We start from the raw sequence: 22,038 nt of genomic DNA on the forward strand, positions 1-22,038 counted from the left end.
TTATAAAACATATTACCATGAAATATAGCAACTTGATAGGATATACAACATGTCTTTACCATCTGAATATTATTTACAATGACCCACAACAGCTTTGAATAAGCTAATAAAAAATTTTATAAAAACTAAAAAATATGACAAAATAAAATCAATTTTAGCATCTAAGAACAGCTATAATTGTTAGGGTTACATCATGCCATTACGTCATTTGATCTAGAAGTATATAAACTTATTATTTCTTATGCTAACCCTAGCCACTTTACCTCTGCTGAATACGATAGATATATACATAACATTGATGATACATCTATACTTGATGTAGCAGCATTTATAAATTTTGATACTATACAATATAGAGATACAAAAAGCAGCATGTTGCAAGAGTTGATTAAGTTTAAGAAGAGAGCGATTGAGGAGCAAAATAACAATGCAATTAGTGAACTTAAAATAGAAGGATTTGAATTAAAAAATTAGCTAGTTATTTAAGTCTTCAATAGTTTAAAAGCTTTATTGAAGATAATAAAATTGAGATAAATATTGAAGAACTTAATATTGCAAAATTTAAAATAGAAAAATTATCACCAATTGCATATAGCGAAAACTCTGATATTACTATTTTAATGACAAGGACTTAACAATGTAAGCGATTTAAATGACAATATAATTCTTCATAACTATACAAAGCTTTTGCAATAGGGGCCTACAAATAAGTTATTAGCCTATATAACGGCTAATATTAAAGTGCAAGATAGCCTATAATATTTGATAATAAATTCATTTGCTCATTACGATTGAGACAATAACCTAATAGGTATAGGCGCAGAAAAATTAAATTTAGAATCAATAATAGCACATGAATTTGGACATTATGCAATAGAGAAAATTTTTTACAATGCAAGTATCCCACTAAATAATAGTTTTCAAATTTTGAAAACAGATTTCGTAAAAAATGTACCATATCAAAATGATGATAAAATATTTTTGCCTAAAAATTTTGAAAGCTTAAAGCGCTTAATTAATAGTTCATATGAATAGTAGTAGAGCGGCAAAACCAATACTTGATTTAACGGCAAATTTAATATTAACACCAGAGGAAAAAAATGAAATTAGTAGTAAATATAACGATAGTAAAGAATTGATTAAATATTTAAAAAACGAGACTATATTACCTATATTTACTTTAATAATTATAGACCGGAAAAAACAGATACAAGAGAATTAGAGGAAGTTATAAAAACTAATTCTCATGCCCATATTATGACCAATTTAATTATTAATTTACTAAAATTACCTTGTGTAAAAGAACAGGATTATTATGAATTATTTGCAACTGATCAAAAAGTTCAATTGCAATGTATATTAACCAAGATTCTACCACAAATAATAAAAGATAAAGATCTTACTAGCGAGCAAGTTTACTACTTAGAAAGAATTGGAAATCTTATACACAGCGAATCAGATGATAGAGCTGCAGAGTTCATAGTTAGGTATCTAGAAATTAGTATAGATAATTTATTGCATTCCATCGAAGATTCACTTATTATTAATGCAATCCAACCGCTGGCAGATTTTTGGGAGGAACACATAGTTCCTAAAATGGAATCTACTATTATAGGATGTACAAAGGAATATAATTGTGACACATTTGATGGAGCGTAATTAATTTAGCTATTGTTGTGTGGCGCTTTTTATGTCATACCTGGCTTTTCGCAAACTATCCGGCACTATAACAAAAAAACCTAATCACTAAAATTATACCTAATATTTTTTCTAGCAGAACTGATATCTTTTAAACGTTCACAAACCTTTTCAAAGACTTGTTTAGGCAAGATATTTGAAGCATTAATTTGTAAAAATTTATCGTCTTTTAATTTAATCGAAAAAGAAGGTTCTTGAAATTCTGGCCCATCAATTTCTCTAGCAATTTTTATATAATAACCGATTATATGACTGTTGTAATAATCACTTTTACTAATCATTTTCTTAGCTATTTTATTAATCTGCATGTCAGTTTTAGCAGTATAAGTAACCGTAAGGGCAATACCTAGCATAAGACGCTGTCTATGACTAAAAGGAATGTCTGAAGATAATATAAATTCCGAAACAAAATTTGCTCTAAGCGTTTTATCAATATTTTTATTATATTGTGCTAGCATTATAGCGAGTTCAATAATAATAATAGTCGTGGCATCGGCATTAATTAAAAGATATTGTACTGCTTCAATATATTTTTCAATTTTACATATATTTCTATCAAATTTTACTAATCTCTTCACCCTCTCATAAATAATATCTTTTTCTGTTTCATGAGACGGCAACGAGTCAAATCTTACTCCTTCTTTTAAACCGTAATTTGAGATAATAATTTTTTCCGGTGAAAATACCTTAATCATTGCTTTTATTACTAAAACTGCATTATAATTTATGGCTTTCTGCTCGTAATAACTCAGCTTTAATTTATCGATTTGCGATAATTTCTCTAAATATAACTCAAACTCTACACGATTTATTTCAAAATTATGTAAATTTTTAAGGGGATAATTTATAGACTCCATGTATATACGGCTCATTAGACGTAATGCACCGCCAATTAAATATAAATTAGGATAATGTGCAGTTCCAAATTCTTCCTCTAGCATTTTAGTAATAAGCCCGACATCACCAAAATTGCTACTAACAATAATTTTTGTACCAAGCGGCAATGATTTTAATTTACCGACTTTTTTATTTCCAATCTGTGCAAGCTCAAGACTTCCACCTCCAAGATCAGCTACAATACCGAAAGCATCACTAATACCGGAAATTAATCCGGCAGCAGTTAAATAAGCTTCACGTTCACCTGAGATAATTTCAATATCAATATTGAATCTCTTTTTAATTATAGCTTTGAATTCATCTGCTTTAGGATGCCCCCTAAGTATAGCTGTTGCAACACATCTAATATTAGTAACGGACAGTTTGGTAAAAATATGAATAAGATATTGTAGAGATAAATATGTTTGATGTTTTACGTCTAAATTATCTAAATTAAGTAAATTTGTAAGATAATTTCTAAATTTATAATTAAAAATTTCCGGCGCTCCAAGCTCATCACTTTCATAAACTACAGCTCTTAAAGCATTTGAACCGATATCAATAATAGCTGAACGCATTTTACTCATTATTTTCCGGAACAGTTATTGTTTCGGTCTCTTCAAAAGCCTCATTATTATTTGCCCTAGGGTCAAAAGGTACTTGAGTAGGTACAAAAGTCGGCGGTAATAATCTACTAGTAAAAAACTTATCTTCGTAATACTTAATTTTACGAGATTTTATAGGCGGAAAGGATTCTATTAAAACAATTTGCTCATCTCTCGGTAACTGTATTACTTCTTGAGGTAAAAGTAAAGCTCTTTGAACCTGAGAAACGTTTTGAGTTCTAGTAGAAATATTAAGATCAAAAAATAAAGGTTTACTAAATGATCTTTGTTCTACCGTCTTATTACCGACAAGCTGCGATATTAAATTTGCCGTTTCATAGTTATTAGCAGCAAAAGTAATACGATATGTTGCATTAGATAAGAAAGAATTCATCCCTGCATCTTCATATGTGCCTTTTAACTGCTGTGTATCTTGAATAATTAAAAATAAACGAACTCTATAACCTCTAAAATAAGCTATACCGGCTTTAAAAGTATCCATCTTCCCGAGCGTCGGGAACTCGTCAAGTAAGAACATTACTCCATACGGCTCTTCCTTTAAATCCGGCATTTTGCGGCTTAAAAATTCTGTCGCCTGCTGATAAAACACCTGCATTAATTTTTGTAAACGCTGTATATTATCGGGTGTTAACCCTACATATACGGTTGTTTTTACTTTTTTAAATTCTTGTATATTGAAATCAGAAGATGCTGTAGCTGAATCAATAAGTGGATTTGCCCATAATTCAAGCGATGAGTTCATTGTAGATATTACGCCAGAACGCTCTTTATCGGCTTTTTGCAAAAATGCAGCAATATTCATATATGCAACAGGATGTATTACACCACCAAGCGTATCGAGTACGACCGCTAGATTATAAACTACGTCGTCACTCCTCATAGTACGCACTATTTCACCGAAAGATTTAGTTTTAGTAGGATCGGCTATTAAATATAGAGTTACGCCTAAAAATAAGCTTCGTGCCTCATTATTCCAAAAATCCTTTTCCGGCATTATAAGATTTGAAATTTTTTGAACGTCATCAACCATTTGCCCAGGCTTAGTACTAACCCAATCAATCGGATTATAACAATGAGTAACACCATCAGGATTAGAAGGCTCCCATACAAAAACTTTCTGCCCTTGCTTCTCACGCCAACCACTTGTCAACCCGTGATTTTCGAGCTTTATGTCATGCACTACTACCGAATCACTCCAAAATAACAAGTTAGGTATCACAAACCCTACACCTTTACCTGAACCGGTAGGAGCAAATAATAAAGCATGCTGGAACCCGTCTGCAACAAAATATCCACCGGCATCAACACCGATCAGCATACCTTTCTTAGATCTAAGACCTGCAGCCTCTATATCTGACGGATTAGCCCAGCTTGCATCTCCATATACTTTTTCATCTTGTTTGAAAAATTGTAATGATTTTATTCTTTCAAAATTTTTAATGTAAAATATTATAACAATAATAGCCGGACTGAGAAGAGAGGCAAGTAGCTTCAATTTTAAATAATTATAGTCGGCAATTTTTAACTGCCCCCAAACGTTAATAAGCCAGTAAGCCCACTTATAAGCAATATTTATAGCATTTATATTTACACCTAAAGCTCCAACCTCATTAGTAAAAATTGCAACAAATGCACCGCTTATCCAAATGGTACAAAAAATAACAACCGGATGAATTATAGCATGACCGAATATATTTCTAGTAACTTTAAGTATCTTATGCCATTCCATGAATTGATATTCCTAGTTTATGCTTATATATGTAGTTTTTGCGTGGAGTCATTTTTACGTCATTGCGAGCAACTAAAAGGAGCTTGGCAATCTCAGGATTGTGTCCTGAGATTGCTTCGTCAATTACTTCGTAATTTCCTCGCAATAACGTTTTTAAACCACCCCCTCAGCGTTCTTATTCTTCTTATAATATACTTCCGCAACATATCTTTTCCCGCCGCTACCGCGTTTTAACTGCACAACGATATCTACAACGGTTAAAATATACTTCTTTACTTCTTCAGGCGGCATACCAAGATCTGCTTGCATAACCATAAGCTTTAACTGCTCAATAGCCATAGCAGGACTATCAGCATGCAGTGTTGATATTGAACCGGGATGACCTGTATTAATAGCACGCAAAAAACTAAAAGCTTCCTTACCTCGAAGCTCACCTACTATAATCCTATCTGGTCTTAAACGCAAACAGGCCTCTATTAAATCTTGAGTAGTAACATTTGCACGCCCCTGTCCTCCTTTGGAGGCCAGTAAATGCACTCTGTTAGGATGGCTTGATAGCACAACCTCACGAGCATCTTCTACAGTAATTAATCTTTCTATTGCAGGTATTTCAGTGAGTGCCGCATTAGTAAAAGTAGTTTTACCGGTTGAAGTACCGCCGCTAATTATGATATTTTTCTTTGAAACAACTGCATGTCTAATAAATTCTTTAATCTTTTTTTCAGCTAAGAAATTATTTAAAATTACTGCATCTTCATCTATTAAACTCTCTGTTGCAGTATCATCAAATGCCCCCATTTTAGCATATTCATCTAAAGTTAGATTCATACCGCTAGGCTTTCTTATAGCATAAATGATTTGTCCTATCTCACAAGCAGGAGGAAATACTATTTGAATACGGTAGCCATTCGGCAAAGTTGCCGAAAGAAGCGGTTTTTCTTCTGAAATCATCTGTTCGGTAGATTGAGCGACTAAACTCCCTAATGCAAATAGATGTTCGCTATCCAGTTCCGGTATTTGCTTAGAATATATATCGCCTTTTTTTTCAACCCATACTTCTCCGGGCTTATTAACCATAATTTCGTTAATACCGTCTTCAGCAAATAAATTTTTAAAAGGAAGTAAAAACGTCTCTAAGGCTGCAAATTCTTCATTCATTTCATGACCTTCGATTTTAATAAAACGGATTTTGGGAATTTATAATCCTTATTAACGTATATTCTAACCGGCGTACCTTGATTAACCGTTGTCGTCGGTTTAAACTGCTGCTGAGTTATCATATTTTTTACAACATTCGTTACATCCGTAAAAGCTTGAGTAGAAGCTTGTTGTGCTTGCGTCGGAGTTGATGCTATAGAGGTAGTAGTAAGCAAACTTGAAGCTGCCGTATTAACTGCCTGTACTAAGGTTTGAAGTCTCTGCTCAGCAGTATTCGCTGAAGAAGCAGTTTGTGCGGTTGTACATGCTTGAGTCATAGTAGTATAAGCAGTCGAAGTTTTATCGGTAATAGCAGCAAGTATATTAGTACAAATTGTAACTATCCTAGTATTTGCATCCATAGCGGTATTAGACGCAATAGTTTGAGCAGTATTTAACAATTGTTTTGCCGTAGCACTATTGGTAGCCGCTGCCTGAGAAGCTATAGGAGGCGGCACTAACTTATCAAGGACTTTAGCAAGCCCTATATTAAAGCCGGATTGTAATACGGCATTTGCAAATTGTTCTTTATATTTATTATCAACTCTTCCTTGTAATCCCGGTCTACCTAAATTATCAACTGCAGGTGAGTCGAATTCTATAGTATAACCGTTAGTTAAATCGATTCTATCCCATATTATAGAAACTCTACCGTAACTATCTGAAGAAGTTGAGGTTGCATATTTACCGAATATTTTTGATCCTTTCGGTATCAATATAACTTTATCTTTCTCAGAAAATACGTCTCTACTAATAATGGCTCTTATTTCACCGCCAAGATCACTATTTATTGCCGTTTCAAGGACTGCATCAATTAATTTACCGCGTCCGAGAACCAAAGACATATCACCGCGATCTTTAAAGGTCGCTTCTGCCGTAATCTGTTCCGGTGTTTTTTTAGGCTCTACACCACCAATTAACACTATCGCTGATTTTCTTTTTGCTGCACGACGTTGCTTCTCTGCATCGCTCTCAACTAACGTTCCTGAAGTCGAAGGCAACGAAACTGGCGGCAATGGAAGCGTTTTGTCTTTATTCTCTTCTACAGGAGCAGTAGGAGGTAAGACCGGTGGAACTTTTACTACCGGAGGGGGAGGCGGTGGAGGAGCAGTGGGCATCTCAAGCTTAGGCGGATCAGGTAACTTTGGAATCTCCGGAATATTATCATCAACCTCCGTAACAGGTTTTACAATATTACTCGGTATCTGAGTCTCCGGTATTTCTTCTTTTTCAGTACCGAAAAAAAGAGTATAAAAAATATATATAAAAATACTACAAATTACGACTACTATCGCAATACTCTTATTAAAGCTAACCGAAACTTTTGATAATTCTCTTTGTACTTCAGGAAAATCTGCTCCTGATAAAGAACCGGTATTATGATTGTTATTTTGCTCTTCAGCCATATCTAAATTATATTAGTTAAAGTATTTTTATTGTCATTGTTGCGTGGATCGGTTTTCCATCATTGCGAGGAAACCGCAGAGCAATTGTAAGTCCGCAATCTCAGGAGTTTGTATTATTTCATGAGATTGCCACGCAGCCTACGGCTGCTCGCAATGACGTATCTACACAGAAATGACATCGATTAAAATCTTGCCATGTAATTACTATTTTTCTTAGGGTAGTAAAATTTAATTACATATACTAAATCCCTTTCGTTACCCATCATAAGTTCCGTAGAAGCGATATCAAATTCATATATTCTTTTATTAGTTATAATAGTCATATTTGTACGAATATCTTTTTCAAGAGGCTTAATAAATAATCTATTTGCCAAAGGAGTTATTTTCCAAGCATAAGCATCCCCAAGAATTATATTTTGGATTTCTTCGTTTTTAGCAAATTCTATATGCGATTGAAAGCCAAAATGCAAAACTAATAAATAAACTTCATTTGGATTATATATATAAGTTTTTATCCTATTATCTTTAGTTAAAGATAAATCATCTACATAATTATTACTACTATTATATGGATCATCTACAAGTGGACATTCTCGTTGTACTGTAAAACCGCTTAATAATATAAAAACTAAAAAATAAAATCTAACTATTGTCATCGTCTACCCTATATCCGTTCACTTGAAACCCTACAGGATTTACATCAAGTTCTGAATCTGTTAATTGCATAGGCACATAAGCATAACTTACTACCGCTATTTTATTATAAACTAATTGGTTGCCTGATGTTTCATTTACGGAAAATCTAACTATATATTTATCTGCTGCGATTTTTGACCATGATTTTATTACTAAAAATGTAGTATTCTCTTCTTTATATTTTAAAGTAGGATCAAAATCTTTATTTCTTATATAGCCAAGATAATTGTAATAAACACTGCTTGTTGAAAATAATCTTATTGTCGTACGAGCTATCGTCGCAAAATCAACCGGATTATATGTTTCCCGTGCCGTTATGTATTTCTTTATAAAATACCTTGTAAGAGACTCATCCGCCGTTAACACTGGTGATGAAATAGGTTCTACCACCGAGGCACGTCCGGTATCACTATTAAGCTGAATAACAAAAGGCTCAAACTGTTTAGATTTTACTACAAAGGCTATTACTAAAGTTGCTATAACCATAAAAATGGTTAGTAGTATTATTAATATGATAAGTAAGTTACGTTGAACAAGTAACTTATCAGATCGCTCTTCATACCAATTCTGAGTAATTTTTAAAGGATTAGCCGATTTAATACTTTCTTGCGTTTGTGTATCTCCTGAACCGATTTGCGAGTTATTACTTGATTTAAAGAAGCCAAATATATTATTCATATCAAAGGTATTTTTATTATTACATTGTTATTGTGTAAAACTATTACTTTTATACTATATTTACTGAATTAACAGGTCTTCTTATACAAGGATTTACGCTTACACTCCCATCATCTATATCAGCAGAAACACACGGGCTTTTAATTTCATAAGGAGCTGAAGGGGTACATGACAACAATTGAGCAAGCATAATTAATACTAATAGAAGCTTTAATGATTTTAACATTCTAATTATACATTATTAAATTATCTTGTTACTATTTTAAAATTACCTTACTATACAATAGTTCACAAGCATTTTTTGAAAAAATCTATTTATAAATAGAAAAAATATTAAAAAGATTGTAAATTATTATACTCTGAAGTAAATAAAGAGTAGTTATACGAAGTTCAGCTTAGGAGAAGAGCGTGTGCTTAATACGTGGCTACCTGCGGACTTATAAGACATTTTTGCCAATTTTTCAAGTAGGACGCGTATAACATAATAACTACCATCAATAATTGTTATTGTATAATTTTAATTTATAATTTATTTATTTTAATTTTAAAGTTAAATATTTGGTATTGTAGCAACAATATAAACTTATTTTATAGCTTAAATAACATTAAATTAACAAATCATAATCATATTATAATAATTATGATAGAGTTTTAAAACAGAATAAAATTAGATATTAATCTAGTAATTATGGACCCATTAACCAACGCAATACAAGAATATATAAAATCCGGCGAATATTTTATTGATGCAAGAAAATGGTATAATTTTAAGTATATCTTACCATTAAGTCATAGAAGTCTTCTGCTTTTAATATGCACGATTTTTACCTTATTATTAACCTTAATTTGTATAAATATCAATATATTGCTACCTATAAACAAAAAAGTAAGTTATTTAATAAAAGATGATGCCGCAAAACAAGCTGCCGTTACTAATACTAAACATTCAACATTAACAAATCCTTATATCTCTATTGCAAATATTATGCTTCAGAATTATGTAAAGCAACGAGAAGAATACAATTACGATATATTAAAAGAACAATTTACCTTTATCAAAAATACTTCTACGAGTATTGTTTATATGCAATTTGCTAATTTTATGAATATTGATAACCCATTATCACCGGTCATAAGATATCAAAAACTATATAGACGCTCAATTAATATATTATCAATTAACAATATAAACGATAACGAGGCAGTTGTTACTTTTGAATCATTGGCAAAAAATAGTACGGATACAATTTTAGAAAATATGGTATGGGAAGCAAGAATCGGATTTATAATGGATTCTATCAGTACAAATACATCACCTGATATGCCGTTCAATTTTACCGTTACTAGTTACAAGCTAAAGTTATTAAGGAATAAAAATCAGAAATAATATGAAGCAACTAATAATATTTTGTACTTTTATAATACTTACATTAGATGTATTTGCTCTTACTATATCACGACCTCTAGGTCGAGACCCACGTCTAAGAGTTATGACTTATAACCCTGACGATGTTTTCAAATTCACAGGATATTACGGCTATCAAGCAAGTATAGAACTAGCAAGGGACGAGGAAATAGTAAGTATTTCTATGGGAGATACTACTTCATGGCAAATAGTACCTGCCGGTCATAGGATTTTTATTAAACCGATGGAACCAGATGCTACTACTAATATGACTTTAATTACTAATAAACGGACGTACTTCTTTGAACTATATGCCGCCGAAACTCTTGATATGCGTGATCCTGAAATGGTCTTTAACGTAAAGTTTCTTTATCCGGATGACGAAAATGACAATATGAGCGGTCATATGCAAACTTTTTCTGCTGCCCTAGCAAGTCCCGACCTGACTCATCCTGAAAAATATAACTTTAATTACTATATTAGCGGCAGCGAAGAAATAGCTCCTATTAAAATTTTTGATGACGGTGAGTTTACTTATCTGCAATTTAGGGATAAAAACGCTGAAATTTCCGGTATTTTTGCTGTAGATGCTTCACTTCGAGAATCTTTAGTAAATTATCGCCTTGCTCAAGATAATCCTAATATGGTGATCCTTGAACAGGTTTTTCCTAAGCTCGCTATACGTAAGGGCAAAAAAGTCACATGCGTATTTAATCAGTCTTTCAAAGCGTATTAATGTCTACCAACGTCATTGCGGCAATGACGATGAAACTGATTCACGTAACAATGCTTTTCTTACAATAACAATATAATTATGCATCATTTAATATATTTCTTTGCCTTGATCTTACTAACTAGCGGCTTATTTATAATGCTCACAAGTCGTAATTATATTCATAAAATTATCGGGCTTGGAATCTTTCAAAGTTCGGTGTTAGTATTTTATTTAAGTATCGGAAAAATTAAAATAGGCGGTGTACCTATTTTCCAAGAGGGCGTCACTACTTACACTAGCCCTTTGCCTCATGTATTAATGCTAACTGCTATAGTAGTTGGGTTTGCTACTCTTAGCGTAGCTTTAAGTTTAATATATCAAATTTATAAACATTTTGGTACAATATCAGAAAATGAAATTAATTTTGATAAATGATTCTAGCTAACCATGTCCCTATCATACAAATATTATTCCCTTTATTTGGGGCTTTACTCTCAATAATATCTTTTCGCTTTATTACATTTGCACGAATAATTACTACGATTTGTATTTTATCTAGCCTTTTGGTCAGTGTTTATGGATATAGCATTATACAAAATATGGAGCTATCTTACACCATGGGAGGATGGACTTCAAAAATAGGAATAGAATATCGGCTAAATGCACTAAACCAAGCTATTATTATTTATCTTAACTTGGTTTTATTATTCTTTTTAGTTTTTTGTCATAAGATTACTAATCAAACTATCTTAAAATATATAAACCATAATAGAAAATCTTTATTTTACGGTATATTATTATTCGCTCATACGGGCTATTTAGGGATGATTGCTACTCACGATTTTTTTAATCTATATATATTTATAGAGATTTCAGCACTTAGTAGCTATGTCCTGATAGCCTCAGGTAATAATCCAAAATCTTTAATCGGAGCTTTTGATTATTTGATAATAGGTAGTATCGGTGCAACTCTTATTCTTATATCTATAGGATTTTTGCTAAGCATTACGGGTAGTTTGAATATGGCAGAAATTGCAGCGTATTTACAAGAACATACTAATTCCCGTATAATCACTATAGCTATCGGTTTTTTCTTAATAGGTGCTATTTTAAAAACAGCTTTTTTCCCTATGCATTTTTGGATGATGAGAGCTTATAATAACACGGCTTCAGTTATTTTAGTATATTTAGCAGGGATTTCTACTATAATAGGAATATATATAATATATAAATTTACTTATATTATTATAGGCTATGAGACAATTAAAACGGCTATTACAAATTTTATAAAACCTATCGCTTTAGCTACTCTTATTATAGCCCCGTATTTTGCTTACCAAACAAAAGATTTCAAGAATATTATAATTTATTCATGTTGCACTCAAATAGGTTACGTATTTTTATTATACGTAACCGAAAACGGTATAATAGTTTTACCAAGTTTATTACTTGCGGATAGTATAAATAAAATAGCTCTTTTCTTGATAGATGCTTATAATGAAAGCTATAAAAGAGAGCCTAACAAAGTTTTAATAATAATTGCTATTATGTGCAGCTGTGGCTTACCTATTAGTCCATTATTTTTTATCAAAGTAAATATTCTTGAATTATTATTAACACAAAATCTACTATTAGATTTTATTATAATTTTACTTAGCTCCGTAGGATCGTTATTTTACCATTATAAAATGGTACTATTGTCATTCCCGCGAAAGCGGGAATCCAGTAATTAAAAAATATAAACACAGTAAGTTTTTAAAACTAAAAGCACGATTTATCTCGCTTTTTCTGGATTCCCACTTTTAGCTAGGCATGACATAGAAAGCCATACAGGTAATGCTCTAACCATACTATCAAAAAAAGTATAACAGCTTATCATGATTACACAATTTACTACTCCGAGTCTTTTGATTCTATCAACTTTGCTAGTTGGTGCATTAAACTTAACTAGCCCGTATGCCACTCCAAAAGATAGCTTTATACGTAATTTTTTACTTATTACTATCGCTATTTTTTTCTTCGGTAATATTTTAATTATAGACTGGTTGTTTTTAAAAGGTATTAGAGCAGGATTTGAATTTAATATATTCAGTAATTACTCTATAGGATTCCATCTTGAACCTTTAGGGCTTATTTTCTTAAGCTTAATAGGCTTTTTATGGATTTGTGCTTTACTTTACACTCCCAAATATCTTGCTATTAATAATATAGACTATTCTTCTAGATTCTTATTTTTCTTTAACTTAACTATTATAATCGGTGTTTTAATTGCTTTATCTAGCAACTTATTCACGATGTTTATTTGCTATGAGCTTTTAACTATTTCTACAGCTTTTTTAATAGGACATACCAAAAATAATATAGTACTTAGAGGGTTATATAAATATCTAAAAATTCTGATGATTTCTGCCACAATATTATTTTTACCGGCAGTGATAATTATTTATACTAAAACCGGTAACGGAGATTTTGCAAGTGGGAGTTTAGTAGAAAATTATTTTTCCAAAAACCAGTCAATTATTTTATTGTTAATGTTTATTTGCGGTATTGCTAAAACTGCAATTTTTCCGGTGCATTCATGGCTTCCTGCTGCAATGGTTGCACATTACCCCATTAGTAGTTTGCTGCATGCCGTAATAGTGGTTAAAACCGGATTATTTTGTATTTACAAAATCCTATTATATATATTCGGTTTATCGTATTTACAAATGATATTTGCCGAGTTTAACTGGTTAATTTTTATACCGATAGTAAGCATATTTTATAGCTCAATCAAAGCCCTAGACACGGATAATATCAAAAAAATACTCGCCTACTCCACTATGAACCAATTAAGCCTTGCATTGCTTAGTGCTTTCATGTTAACACCTAAGGCACTTGGAGCCGCAATACTCCATTTAGTTTCACATTCTTTTACAAAAATCTGCTTATTTTATAGTATGGGAAGTATTTACAGTTTAAAGCAAGCCGATCAAGTACAGAATTTACATGGTACATCCAAAGAATTTCCTTTAATTTCTTTTATTATATCTATCTCTTCATTATCATTAATCGGTATACCTATCTTTAGCGGATTTATTAGCAAATTCTCAATATTACTTGCCGCAAGCGAACAGAATCAAATCATTGTTATGATTGTCGTAATAGCTAGTAGTATATTCTCAAGCCTTTACCTGCTCAAAATATTAAGCTCTATTTATAAACTTTCTTTAGTAGAATCTAGCGTAACAAAACCACTCCCCTACTCTATGCAAATTAGTATAATAATGTGCTGCTGTGCCGTAACTCTTTTCTATTTTATTCAAATCTTAATCAGAGAATTTTTAGCTTATATTACATAAACATATTTACATAATCTACACATAATCATATAATATGTATACCTTTGATACTTCAAAAGTTGGAAGTCAAATAAGCAGTGCGCCTACACAGCGTACAATAGTACGTGAACACAGGCGAATCCCAAAATTTGACGTACCAAATCTTGAAGTATTAAAGGTATACATATGGTAATTATTTTTGAGTATAAATATGGCACAAATTATTAGAGCAACAGAATTTGTACGATCTTTTTCAGATATTATGAATAGAGTTTACTATAAAGGCGAAAGCTTTGACGTTCAAAAAGGTAATCATATCGTAGCAAGGATTACGCCTGCAGAAATCAAGCATTCTGTAGCAGTAAGAGACTTAGAGGAAGCTTTTAAAAATGGTCCACATCTTGATCCTGAAGATGCTGATCAATTCATGAAAAATCTCGAAGAAATAAGACGCAATACTAAACAAGATATTAAAAAATTGGTTGAAAGATGGGATTAATTATTGATACTGCTATAATCATAGCTTTAGCAAGAGGAAAGGTAAGTACCAAGCAATGGTCACATTACGGTCAGACTTATATTAGCCCTATTGTGTTAACTGAACTATTAATAGGAGTAGATAGAGTCAAGAATGAGAATAAACGTATAAAATGTTTAGCTTTTATAGAATACGTAAAAAGTCTGTTTACTATATTACCTTTCGGTATTGAAGAAGTATATACATATGCACGTATTACTCATGATTTATACACACAACGTATAACTATAGGAACTCATGATATGCTTATTGCAGCAACGGCTATTACAAAAGGTTTTCCGATATTAACTCTAAATGTAAAAGACTTTAAAAGAATCCAGGGACTAGAGGTTTTAACAGTTTCTTCTAAGGATTAAAATGTTTATTCAAAATACCAAGTGTACATTGCCGCTTACTAATTTTGAGCTTATGTTTGATTTTCACCCACAAAATCAGCTAATAGCTCTAGCATTTCTAATTGTTACTGCTATCTTAAGTCTTTATACAATTTCCCAAAATAGAAAATTAGAATGCTTAATCGGTAGTTTATACTGTTTATCCTCTATTATATGCGTATTTGCAGCTGATTTTATTTCCATGATAATCTCGCTTGAATTCATGACGATTTTTGCCTGCATAATTATTTTTTGTGACCAATTAAAGATAAAACCGACACGTCAATATTTCCTCACTCATTTATTCAGCAGCGGGCTAATCTTAATCGGTATGACTCTTCTAATCCAAACAACAAGTAATACGACTTTTACTTCTTTAACGGAATCAGTAAATAATTTTGAGTTACCAGCAGTATTCATACTTGCAGGTTGTTTAATTAATGCCTCGGCTATTTTTGTAAACGGCTGGGTGGTTCATTGCTATCCTATAGCTTCAAGTAGCGGTACTGTATATTTAATTAGTTTTACTACTAAAGTTATTTTAATTATCATTTTAAAATTATTTAGCGGTCTTGAGATATTAAAGTTTTTTGGGATATCAATGATCATTTACGGGTTAGTATTTTCTCTAATTGAAAAAAAACTTAAACGATTAACATGTTATCTTACCGTATCACAGCTTGGTTTTATATTAACGGCTATTAGCATAAACTCTCCAAATATAGCTTATCTTATTACAAGCTTTATATTCATACATATATTATATAACGGATTATTTGCTTTATATTTCGCTTATATAGAAGATGAGTATGATATTAAAAATTACCAAGATCTTCAGAATACTCAAATTAATTTTATTTTATTAAGCGGATTTGTTATTAGTATATTGATCTATACATCTATACTGCCTATTAGTTCTTCTTATATTAAAGATGAAATAGCTAATATTTTAAACGAGAATAGTGTAATGCTATTTTCCAAGATAGCGACTTGTACCGTATTATTTGGGTTGTTGATGGAGAGTTCTACGCCATTCCTGTCTCTCTTTATGTCATTCCTACGAAAGCAGAAATCCAGTAAAAACCTTAAAAATAAAAGCTTTATAATATTTCTGGATTCCCGCTTTCGCGGGAATGACATAAGAACTATAACCTACCTCTCTTTCTGCATCATAACTTTATGCATATGTTTATTCTACCCTATTCAAATATCACATACTGCTAACTTTAAGCTAGTCATCCTTGCAATCTCACTGTTATTGGCTTTAATATTTAGAAAAATACCACGCATTTCAACAGAAAACATAAACCTTGACCTATACCAATATATTGAAAAATTTATATATTTCAGTATCGATAAATATAAAGAAACGGCAGACAATAACGAAGATGCGGCAGAATATCTTAATTTTAAGGTTATTTGGGATAATATTTTAAGTAAAATATCTGCTTGGCATAATCAGCAAACTGCTATATTGATTGTATTATTCCTATTAATTAGTTTGATTTTAACACTACAATAATTCGATGTCATTGTTGTATAGATACCAAAATCGTCATTGCGAGAAGAAACTGTAAGTTTCAACGAAGCAATCTAGTAAACAATTCTGATTACAGAATTTTTTTATTATTTTACTAGATTGCCGCGTCGCCTACGGCTCCTCACAATGAGGACTTTAGGCATAACAACACAAAAAAATAAAAAACATGAAACCACCAATAACAGACAAACAAAATTACAGCTTTGAAGTTCACGAAGCAACAATAAACGATGATTATCACTGGCTGCGTGATCCTAAGTGGCCAAATGTAGAAGACTCTAAAATTTTAGATTATTTAAAAGCTGAGAATCAATATACCGAAAATTTCTTTGCCGATCTGCAAAATGATAAGGAAAAGATTTTTGAAGAATTAAAAGGACGGGTTAAATTAGACGATGAATCGGTTTATGTTAAGAACAAAGATTATTACTATTACCATAGAGTAGAGGAGAATAAAAATTATCCGATATATTGCAGAAAGCATAATAATATGGATTCAGCGGAAGAAGTAATATTAGATGTCAACCTTCTTGCTCCAAATAGCGGTTTTATTGATGTTGCTACAGTTGCAATGTCACCTGATCACAATTTAATGGCTTATAGTGTTAATTTTACAGGTAATGAACAATACAATATCAAAATATACAACCTTAAAGAACAAAAATACTTACCTGATGAATTAGGCAATGTACAACTAAATCTCGATCGCTTCAAACAAGATGAATTTCAGGAAAAGCCTGCGGAACGTACAAATGTACGTGAGCATAGGCGAATGCCGCAAAATTCGCTTGTATCAAGCGATCGAGATTTAGCTGTAGCTCCTACTATAATTTGGCATGAACACTTAAACGGCTTTTTCTATATTACTATTAATGAGAATCAACGCTGGAATAAGGTAATGTTTCACCGTCTAGGTGAAGAGGTCACTCAGGATAAATTAATATTCGAGGTAAAAAACCCTCTTCATTTTATCAGCTGCACGAAATCAGCAAGTCATGAATATATTTTTATAAATTCAGGCGATCATAATGAAAATGAAATTTACGTAATTTCTATGCAGGATGACAGTTTTACGCCTAAATTAGTACGAGCTGCAGAAAACAAAATATTCTATGAAATAGAATATAATGGCGATTATTTTTATATTAAAACTAATTATAAAGCTAAAAATTTCCATGTTATAAAACTGCCGGTAAATAATTTTGAAAATACTAGCTGGGATGATTGGGATGATATTTATATTAAGGAAGAACAAAACAAATATTTAAAAAGCTTTAATGTTACAAATAATTATTTAATCTTAAACTATCGTGACCAAGGTTTACCGCTAATTAAAATAAAGCGGTTTAAAGATTTACAAGAAAACACAATTCATTTTCCCGACAAAAGTTTCCAAGCAAGTAGTTTTTCTACAAACTTTGAGGAAGACGATATCAGAATAGATTACTCTTCTCTAGCAAGACCCAATACCACTTATAGCTACGATTTTAATAGCGATAAATTAACGATATTAAAGAGCCACGAAATACCTTCAGGCTTTAACCCGGAGGAGTATAAAGTGGAGAGAATATTTGCAGATAATGAAGATGTAAAAGTACCTATAACCTTGTTTTATAAAAAATCTTTATTTAAAAAAAACGGTTCAAATCCTTTATATCTAATGGGTTACGGTGCTTATGGCATCGCTATGCCCGTCAATTTTAGAAATACAGCAGTGACACTTGCCGATCGCGGTTTTATTTACGCAGTTGCTCATATTAGAGGTGGCGATGATCTAGGTCATGATTGGTATGAAGCTGCTAAGTTTTTAACCAAAAAAAGAACATTTGAAGACTTCATAGCTTGTAGTAGAGCTTTAATTAACGAGCAATATACAAGTAACAACAATATAGTAATAATGGGCGGTAGTGCCGGCGGTATGTTAATCGGTTACATACTCAACGAAAAACCGGAAATCTATAGAGCAGCAATCGCGCATGTACCGTTTGTTGATGTTTTGAGTACCATGCTTGACGAAAGCTTACCGTTAACTCTCTTGGAATATAATGAGTGGGGTAATCCGAAAGAGAAAGAATATTTTGAATATATTAAATCATATTCCCCTTATGATAACGTAAAAGCACAAAACTACCCTGCTCTATTCGTTACTTGCGGTATATCCGACCCACGTGTAGGTTACTGGGAACCTGCTAAATGGGTAGCAAAATTACGAGCACTAAAAATGGACAATAATCCCTTATTATTAAAAACAAATATGGATACGGGACATAAAGGTTCTGCTGGTCGTTTTGATTATCTGAAAGAGATAGCTGATGAATTAGTATTTATTTTTAAGGTGTTTGATGTTGAGGTTTAGTTAGCAGATTTGTTGCAGGAATGACATACAACACCTCTACTGAATACAAAAACAATGCATAAAAATTATCTAGAACAATTACAAAAATTACCGATTACTTTAATTTTACTAATTAACTTAATTTGCTGTATTGGTTTCATTGTGCTTTATTCTGCAGCAAATAGCAATTTGCAGCCCTGGGCTTACAAACAAATTATAAATTTTTGTATATTCTTGCCTTTAGCTATTATTATTGCATTAATTGATTTACGCATAATATTTAGGTTATCGTATATCTTTTATTTGTGCGTACTCGCTTTACTAGTAGCCGTGGAGCTTTTCGGCTCAACTGCCATGGGCGGTAAAAGATGGATTGATATCGGTATAGTTAAGCTTCAACCTTCTGAACCGATAAAAATCGCCGTTGTACTAATGCTTGCTAGATATTTCCATTCACTAACAATTGATGATCTTACAAAATTTCATAAAGTTATTATACCGATTATAGGAGTCTTCATACCGGCTTTTCTAATAATTAGAGAACCAGATTTAGGTACGGGAATGATTGTTTTAATTGTTGCGGCAATTATATTTTTTGCGGCAGGTTTTAGAATAAAATATTTTATAATACTAGGTCTTGCTGCTCTTATTAGCCTACCTATCGCTTGGAATATGATGTATGATTACCAAAAAAAACGGGTAATGGTTTTTTTAGATCCCGAACATGATCCGCTCGGTGCTAGTTATAATATTATTCAGTCTAAAATCGCTATAGGTTCAGGTAGCCTATTTGGACGCGGTTTAAATCAAGGTAGCCAAAGCCATTTGGATTTTCTTCCCGAACATCAAACTGACTTTATCTTTGCTACCTTCGCTGAAGAGTTCGGCTTTATAGGAGGAATGTTTTTACTAATATTATATTTTGCACTTATAACTATTTCTTTATTAATTGCCGCAAATTGCCGAGAGATTTTTAGTAAATTAATGGTAATAGGTATTACTTCAATCTTATTTAGTCACGTATTTATTAATATAGCTATGGTTATGGGCTTGCTTCCCGTAGTAGGCGTACCGCTACCGTTTATTTCTTACGGCGGAACAATGATCACATCCATGCTAATCGGCTTTGGTCTTGTGATGAATGCTCAAGTACACGGGCATACTGCTTTAAACTAGTGCAATTATATTGACAAAATGGATAACATAAATTAATAATAAGTTGCACTTCACTTTCTGATTTTCGTATAAAGCGAAATTTCCTATTGACTTTTATATAAAACAGTATAGATTTCTTTACAATTTAATTTTTTATAAAGAATTTATGCTCGGCTATGAGCAAGCACCAACAAGTTTAAATAGAGAACAAAAGCAAGCATGAGGTATTTTGTCTATTGGAACTTTTCTTGAATATTTTGATTTATATTTATATGTACATATGGCAGTGCCTCTCAACGAGCTTTTCCTCAAGCTGATCTTCAGACTGCTCTAATCTATGAAGCAGCTGCATTATGTTCAACATATGTATTTAGACCGATAGGAGCATTAATCTTTGGTTGGCTTGGTGATAATATAGGAAGAAAATCAACTATAATAATAACTACTTTGCTTATTACTATAGCTTGTTTTATTACGTCAAATCTTCAACTTATGATGAAACAGGAATTGTAGCTACATGGGTTACGATAGCATGCCGTATGGCACAAGGCATGTCCTCAATGGGAAAAGTAATAGGAGCAGATGTATATTTAACTGAATTTATTAAACCACCTGTACAATATCCAACTATAGCAACTTTAGATAGTTTTTGTATATTAGGTGGTTTTGGAGCATTATGCTTAGCTTCTTTAGTTACTTCATTTGGTTTTAGTTGGCGTATAGCTTTTTTAATCGGTGCTGGAATCACTATAGTAGGAGTCATCGGGAGAACTGCGCTTAGAGAGACACCGGAGTTTGTGTATGCTAAACGATTTGATCCTAAGAAGATAAAAGTAATATTAAAACTATTATAGCGTTTTTTTATTAGATTGTACAGGTCCTGTAGCATTTTATTTATAATATATTTATTGTACTAATATATTATAAAATACTTTTAATTATAGCCCTGCAGAAATTATTCATCAGAATTTATTTGTAGCACAGTTTAATTATTGTTGTTTTATTTCATGTGCCTCTATATACACAGCAATTTTTACAAAACTAATTAAACTTTCCTCATTTTTTCAGGTGATTTAGCACCTAAAGTTTGTAAATTATGCATTCTGTCACAGAACTTTATTAATACTGTATCATATCTTTTTTGTCTAACTAGCAAATTCAGACTTTCCTCACTACTTATTTTTCCGTAAGGTTTTATTCTAGTTAAACCCTCTACGTGCTTTGCTACTTCCGATCCAAAAATTGTAGTTATTACTTCTTCAGTCAGTGCTGTATCTTCAATAGTGTCATGCAGTAAAGCAGCTTGGCAGCATAATAGCATTATAAAGCTTAGGAGCTTCTTCGGCTACAAACTCTACGAGCATAATCGCTACTTCAATCGGGTGAGAATAATAAGGATCGCCTAATTGACGTATTTGTAAGCCGTGATACTTGCAAGCGTAGTAGATACCTTTTTTCACTTCTTGTATATCAACAGGATTTTTTACTTTAGCGTTTAAATATTCGATGTTGTCTAATAGTTTTTTAGCGTAAACGCAAGTTTCAAACTTTTTTGCCAAGAGCTTAAATCTTCCATAAAAGTCATTTCTTATTTTTATTAATAATAGTTGATTACAATTAAAACAAAAATTAAAAAATTGTAATAAGAAATGGCTTTTTAATCCTAAAGAAGCATAATAATTTTAACCTTTTGGTATTTAAGCAACTTCATTATGTTTTATTAGTGCTGTTATTGCTTATCCCGTATAAA

Annotated in this window: 22 protein-coding genes and 2 pseudogenes; 16 read left to right on the top strand and 8 right to left on the bottom strand. The window is 31.9% G+C overall.

The features are described from left to right. The first annotated feature begins 177 nt into the window (after positions 1–177). The 3 genes from GCO76_RS02875 to GCO76_RS02885 all read left to right on the top strand — a co-directional run bounded on the left by GCO76_RS02875 (position 178) and on the right by GCO76_RS02885 (position 1,659). On the top strand, positions 178–474 hold the full coding sequence (locus GCO76_RS02875) for a hypothetical protein (RefSeq protein ID WP_410956105.1): 297 nt from the start codon (positions 178–180) through the stop codon (positions 472–474). Positions 475–1,027: 553 nt separating this feature from the next. Continuing rightward, positions 1,028–1,222: a hypothetical protein gene (locus GCO76_RS02880; RefSeq protein ID WP_410956106.1), complete on the top strand. Its 195-nt coding sequence runs from the start codon at positions 1,028–1,030 to the stop codon at positions 1,220–1,222. A gap of 35 nt (positions 1,223–1,257) precedes the next feature. After that, positions 1,258–1,659 (top strand): hypothetical protein, encoded by a 402-nt coding sequence (locus GCO76_RS02885; protein ID WP_410956107.1) that lies wholly within the window; start codon positions 1,258–1,260, stop codon positions 1,657–1,659. An 80-nt stretch (positions 1,660–1,739) separates the two neighbouring features. Here the strand turns inward: GCO76_RS02885 and GCO76_RS02890 are convergent, their stop codons facing one another. From GCO76_RS02890 to GCO76_RS02920, 7 genes are all read right to left on the bottom strand, one after another. Then, on the bottom strand, positions 1,740–3,152 hold the full coding sequence (locus GCO76_RS02890) for a Ppx/GppA phosphatase family protein (RefSeq protein WP_103897730.1): 1,413 nt from the start codon (positions 3,150–3,152) through the stop codon (positions 1,740–1,742). Between the two features lies 1 nt (position 3,153). Then, the gene (locus tag GCO76_RS02895; protein ID WP_410956108.1) at positions 3,154–4,929 is read right to left on the bottom strand and encodes a type IV secretory system conjugative DNA transfer family protein; all 1,776 of its coding nucleotides are present in this window, start codon (positions 4,927–4,929) and stop codon (positions 3,154–3,156) included. Positions 4,930–5,082: 153 nt separating this feature from the next. Continuing rightward, positions 5,083–6,087: a P-type DNA transfer ATPase VirB11 gene (gene virB11, locus GCO76_RS02900; RefSeq protein ID WP_410956109.1), complete on the bottom strand. Its 1,005-nt coding sequence runs from the start codon at positions 6,085–6,087 to the stop codon at positions 5,083–5,085. Further along, complete coding sequence (locus GCO76_RS02905) at positions 6,084–7,532, bottom strand: TrbI/VirB10 family protein (RefSeq protein WP_410956110.1); 1,449 nt, start codon at positions 7,530–7,532, stop codon at positions 6,084–6,086. Before GCO76_RS02905 ends, virB11 begins: the two co-directional genes overlap by 4 nt. Before the next feature lie 182 nt (positions 7,533–7,714). Then, the gene (locus GCO76_RS02910; RefSeq protein ID WP_410956111.1) at positions 7,715–8,188 is read right to left on the bottom strand and encodes a TrbG/VirB9 family P-type conjugative transfer protein; all 474 of its coding nucleotides are present in this window, start codon (positions 8,186–8,188) and stop codon (positions 7,715–7,717) included. Then, positions 8,175–8,906, bottom strand: coding sequence for a VirB8 family type IV secretion system protein (locus GCO76_RS02915; protein WP_410956112.1), 732 nt, complete (start codon positions 8,904–8,906; stop codon positions 8,175–8,177). Before GCO76_RS02915 ends, GCO76_RS02910 begins: the two co-directional genes overlap by 14 nt. Positions 8,907–8,955: 49 nt before the next feature. After that, a complete protein-coding gene (locus GCO76_RS02920; protein ID WP_410956113.1) occupies positions 8,956–9,132 on the bottom strand; it encodes a DUF2706 domain-containing protein in 177 nt (58 codons plus the stop codon). A 462-nt stretch (positions 9,133–9,594) separates the two neighbouring features. On the opposite strand from GCO76_RS02920, the gene GCO76_RS02925 reads away from it, so the two are divergent. The 13 genes and pseudogenes from GCO76_RS02925 to GCO76_RS02985 all read left to right on the top strand — a co-directional run bounded on the left by GCO76_RS02925 (position 9,595) and on the right by GCO76_RS02985 (position 21,142). After that, positions 9,595–10,293, top strand: coding sequence for a VirB8 family type IV secretion system protein (locus GCO76_RS02925; protein ID WP_410956114.1), 699 nt, complete (start codon positions 9,595–9,597; stop codon positions 10,291–10,293). A 1-nt stretch (position 10,294) separates the two neighbouring features. After that, complete coding sequence (gene virB9 / locus GCO76_RS02930; RefSeq protein ID WP_410956115.1) at positions 10,295–11,047, top strand: P-type conjugative transfer protein VirB9; 753 nt, start codon at positions 10,295–10,297, stop codon at positions 11,045–11,047. A 78-nt stretch (positions 11,048–11,125) separates the two neighbouring features. Continuing rightward, positions 11,126–11,461: a Na+/H+ antiporter subunit C gene (locus GCO76_RS02935; RefSeq protein WP_014014086.1), complete on the top strand. Its 336-nt coding sequence runs from the start codon at positions 11,126–11,128 to the stop codon at positions 11,459–11,461. Then, positions 11,458–12,759: a proton-conducting transporter transmembrane domain-containing protein gene (locus GCO76_RS02940; RefSeq protein WP_410956116.1), complete on the top strand. Its 1,302-nt coding sequence runs from the start codon at positions 11,458–11,460 to the stop codon at positions 12,757–12,759. The genes GCO76_RS02935 and GCO76_RS02940 overlap by 4 nt, the downstream gene beginning before the upstream one ends. A 144-nt stretch (positions 12,760–12,903) precedes the next feature. Then, positions 12,904–14,367: a proton-conducting transporter transmembrane domain-containing protein gene (locus GCO76_RS02945; protein WP_410956117.1), complete on the top strand. Its 1,464-nt coding sequence runs from the start codon at positions 12,904–12,906 to the stop codon at positions 14,365–14,367. A gap of 37 nt (positions 14,368–14,404) precedes the next feature. Next, positions 14,405–14,530, top strand: a pseudogene (locus GCO76_RS02950) (palindromic element RPE5 domain-containing protein); the annotation flags it as partial. 27 nt (positions 14,531–14,557) lie between these two features. Further along, positions 14,558–14,845 (top strand): type II toxin-antitoxin system antitoxin VapB, encoded by a 288-nt coding sequence (gene vapB, locus GCO76_RS02955; protein WP_410956118.1) that lies wholly within the window; start codon positions 14,558–14,560, stop codon positions 14,843–14,845. Beyond that, positions 14,836–15,240, top strand: a complete 405-nt coding sequence (gene vapC, locus GCO76_RS02960; protein ID WP_014014082.1) for a ribonuclease VapC — start codon at positions 14,836–14,838, stop codon at positions 15,238–15,240. The genes vapB and vapC overlap by 10 nt, the downstream gene beginning before the upstream one ends. 1 nt (position 15,241) lies before the next feature. Continuing rightward, a complete protein-coding gene (locus GCO76_RS02965) occupies positions 15,242–16,780 on the top strand; it encodes a proton-conducting transporter transmembrane domain-containing protein (RefSeq protein ID WP_410956119.1) in 1,539 nt (512 codons plus the stop codon). Between the two features lie 184 nt (positions 16,781–16,964). Next, positions 16,965–19,154 (top strand): prolyl oligopeptidase family serine peptidase, encoded by a 2,190-nt coding sequence (locus GCO76_RS02970; RefSeq protein ID WP_410956120.1) that lies wholly within the window; start codon positions 16,965–16,967, stop codon positions 19,152–19,154. 54 nt (positions 19,155–19,208) lie between these two features. After that, the gene (rodA, locus tag GCO76_RS02975) at positions 19,209–20,309 is read left to right on the top strand and encodes a rod shape-determining protein RodA (protein WP_410956121.1); all 1,101 of its coding nucleotides are present in this window, start codon (positions 19,209–19,211) and stop codon (positions 20,307–20,309) included. A gap of 369 nt (positions 20,310–20,678) precedes the next feature. After that, positions 20,679–20,801 carry a hypothetical protein gene (locus GCO76_RS02980; protein WP_410956464.1) on the top strand — a complete coding sequence of 41 codons (123 nt, stop codon included), beginning with the start codon at positions 20,679–20,681 and terminating at the stop codon, positions 20,799–20,801. Then, a complete protein-coding gene (locus GCO76_RS02985) occupies positions 20,753–21,142 on the top strand; it encodes an MFS transporter (RefSeq protein ID WP_410956122.1) in 390 nt (129 codons plus the stop codon). The genes GCO76_RS02980 and GCO76_RS02985 overlap by 49 nt, the downstream gene beginning before the upstream one ends. A gap of 191 nt (positions 21,143–21,333) precedes the next feature. Here the strand turns inward: GCO76_RS02985 and GCO76_RS02990 are convergent. After that, positions 21,334–21,864, bottom strand: a pseudogene (locus GCO76_RS02990) (HD domain-containing protein). Positions 21,865–22,038 lie beyond the last annotated feature (174 nt).

It is taken from the genome of Rickettsia koreansis (assembly GCF_046532895.1).
GTDB classification, from domain to species: domain Bacteria; phylum Pseudomonadota; class Alphaproteobacteria; order Rickettsiales; family Rickettsiaceae; genus Rickettsia; species Rickettsia rickettsii.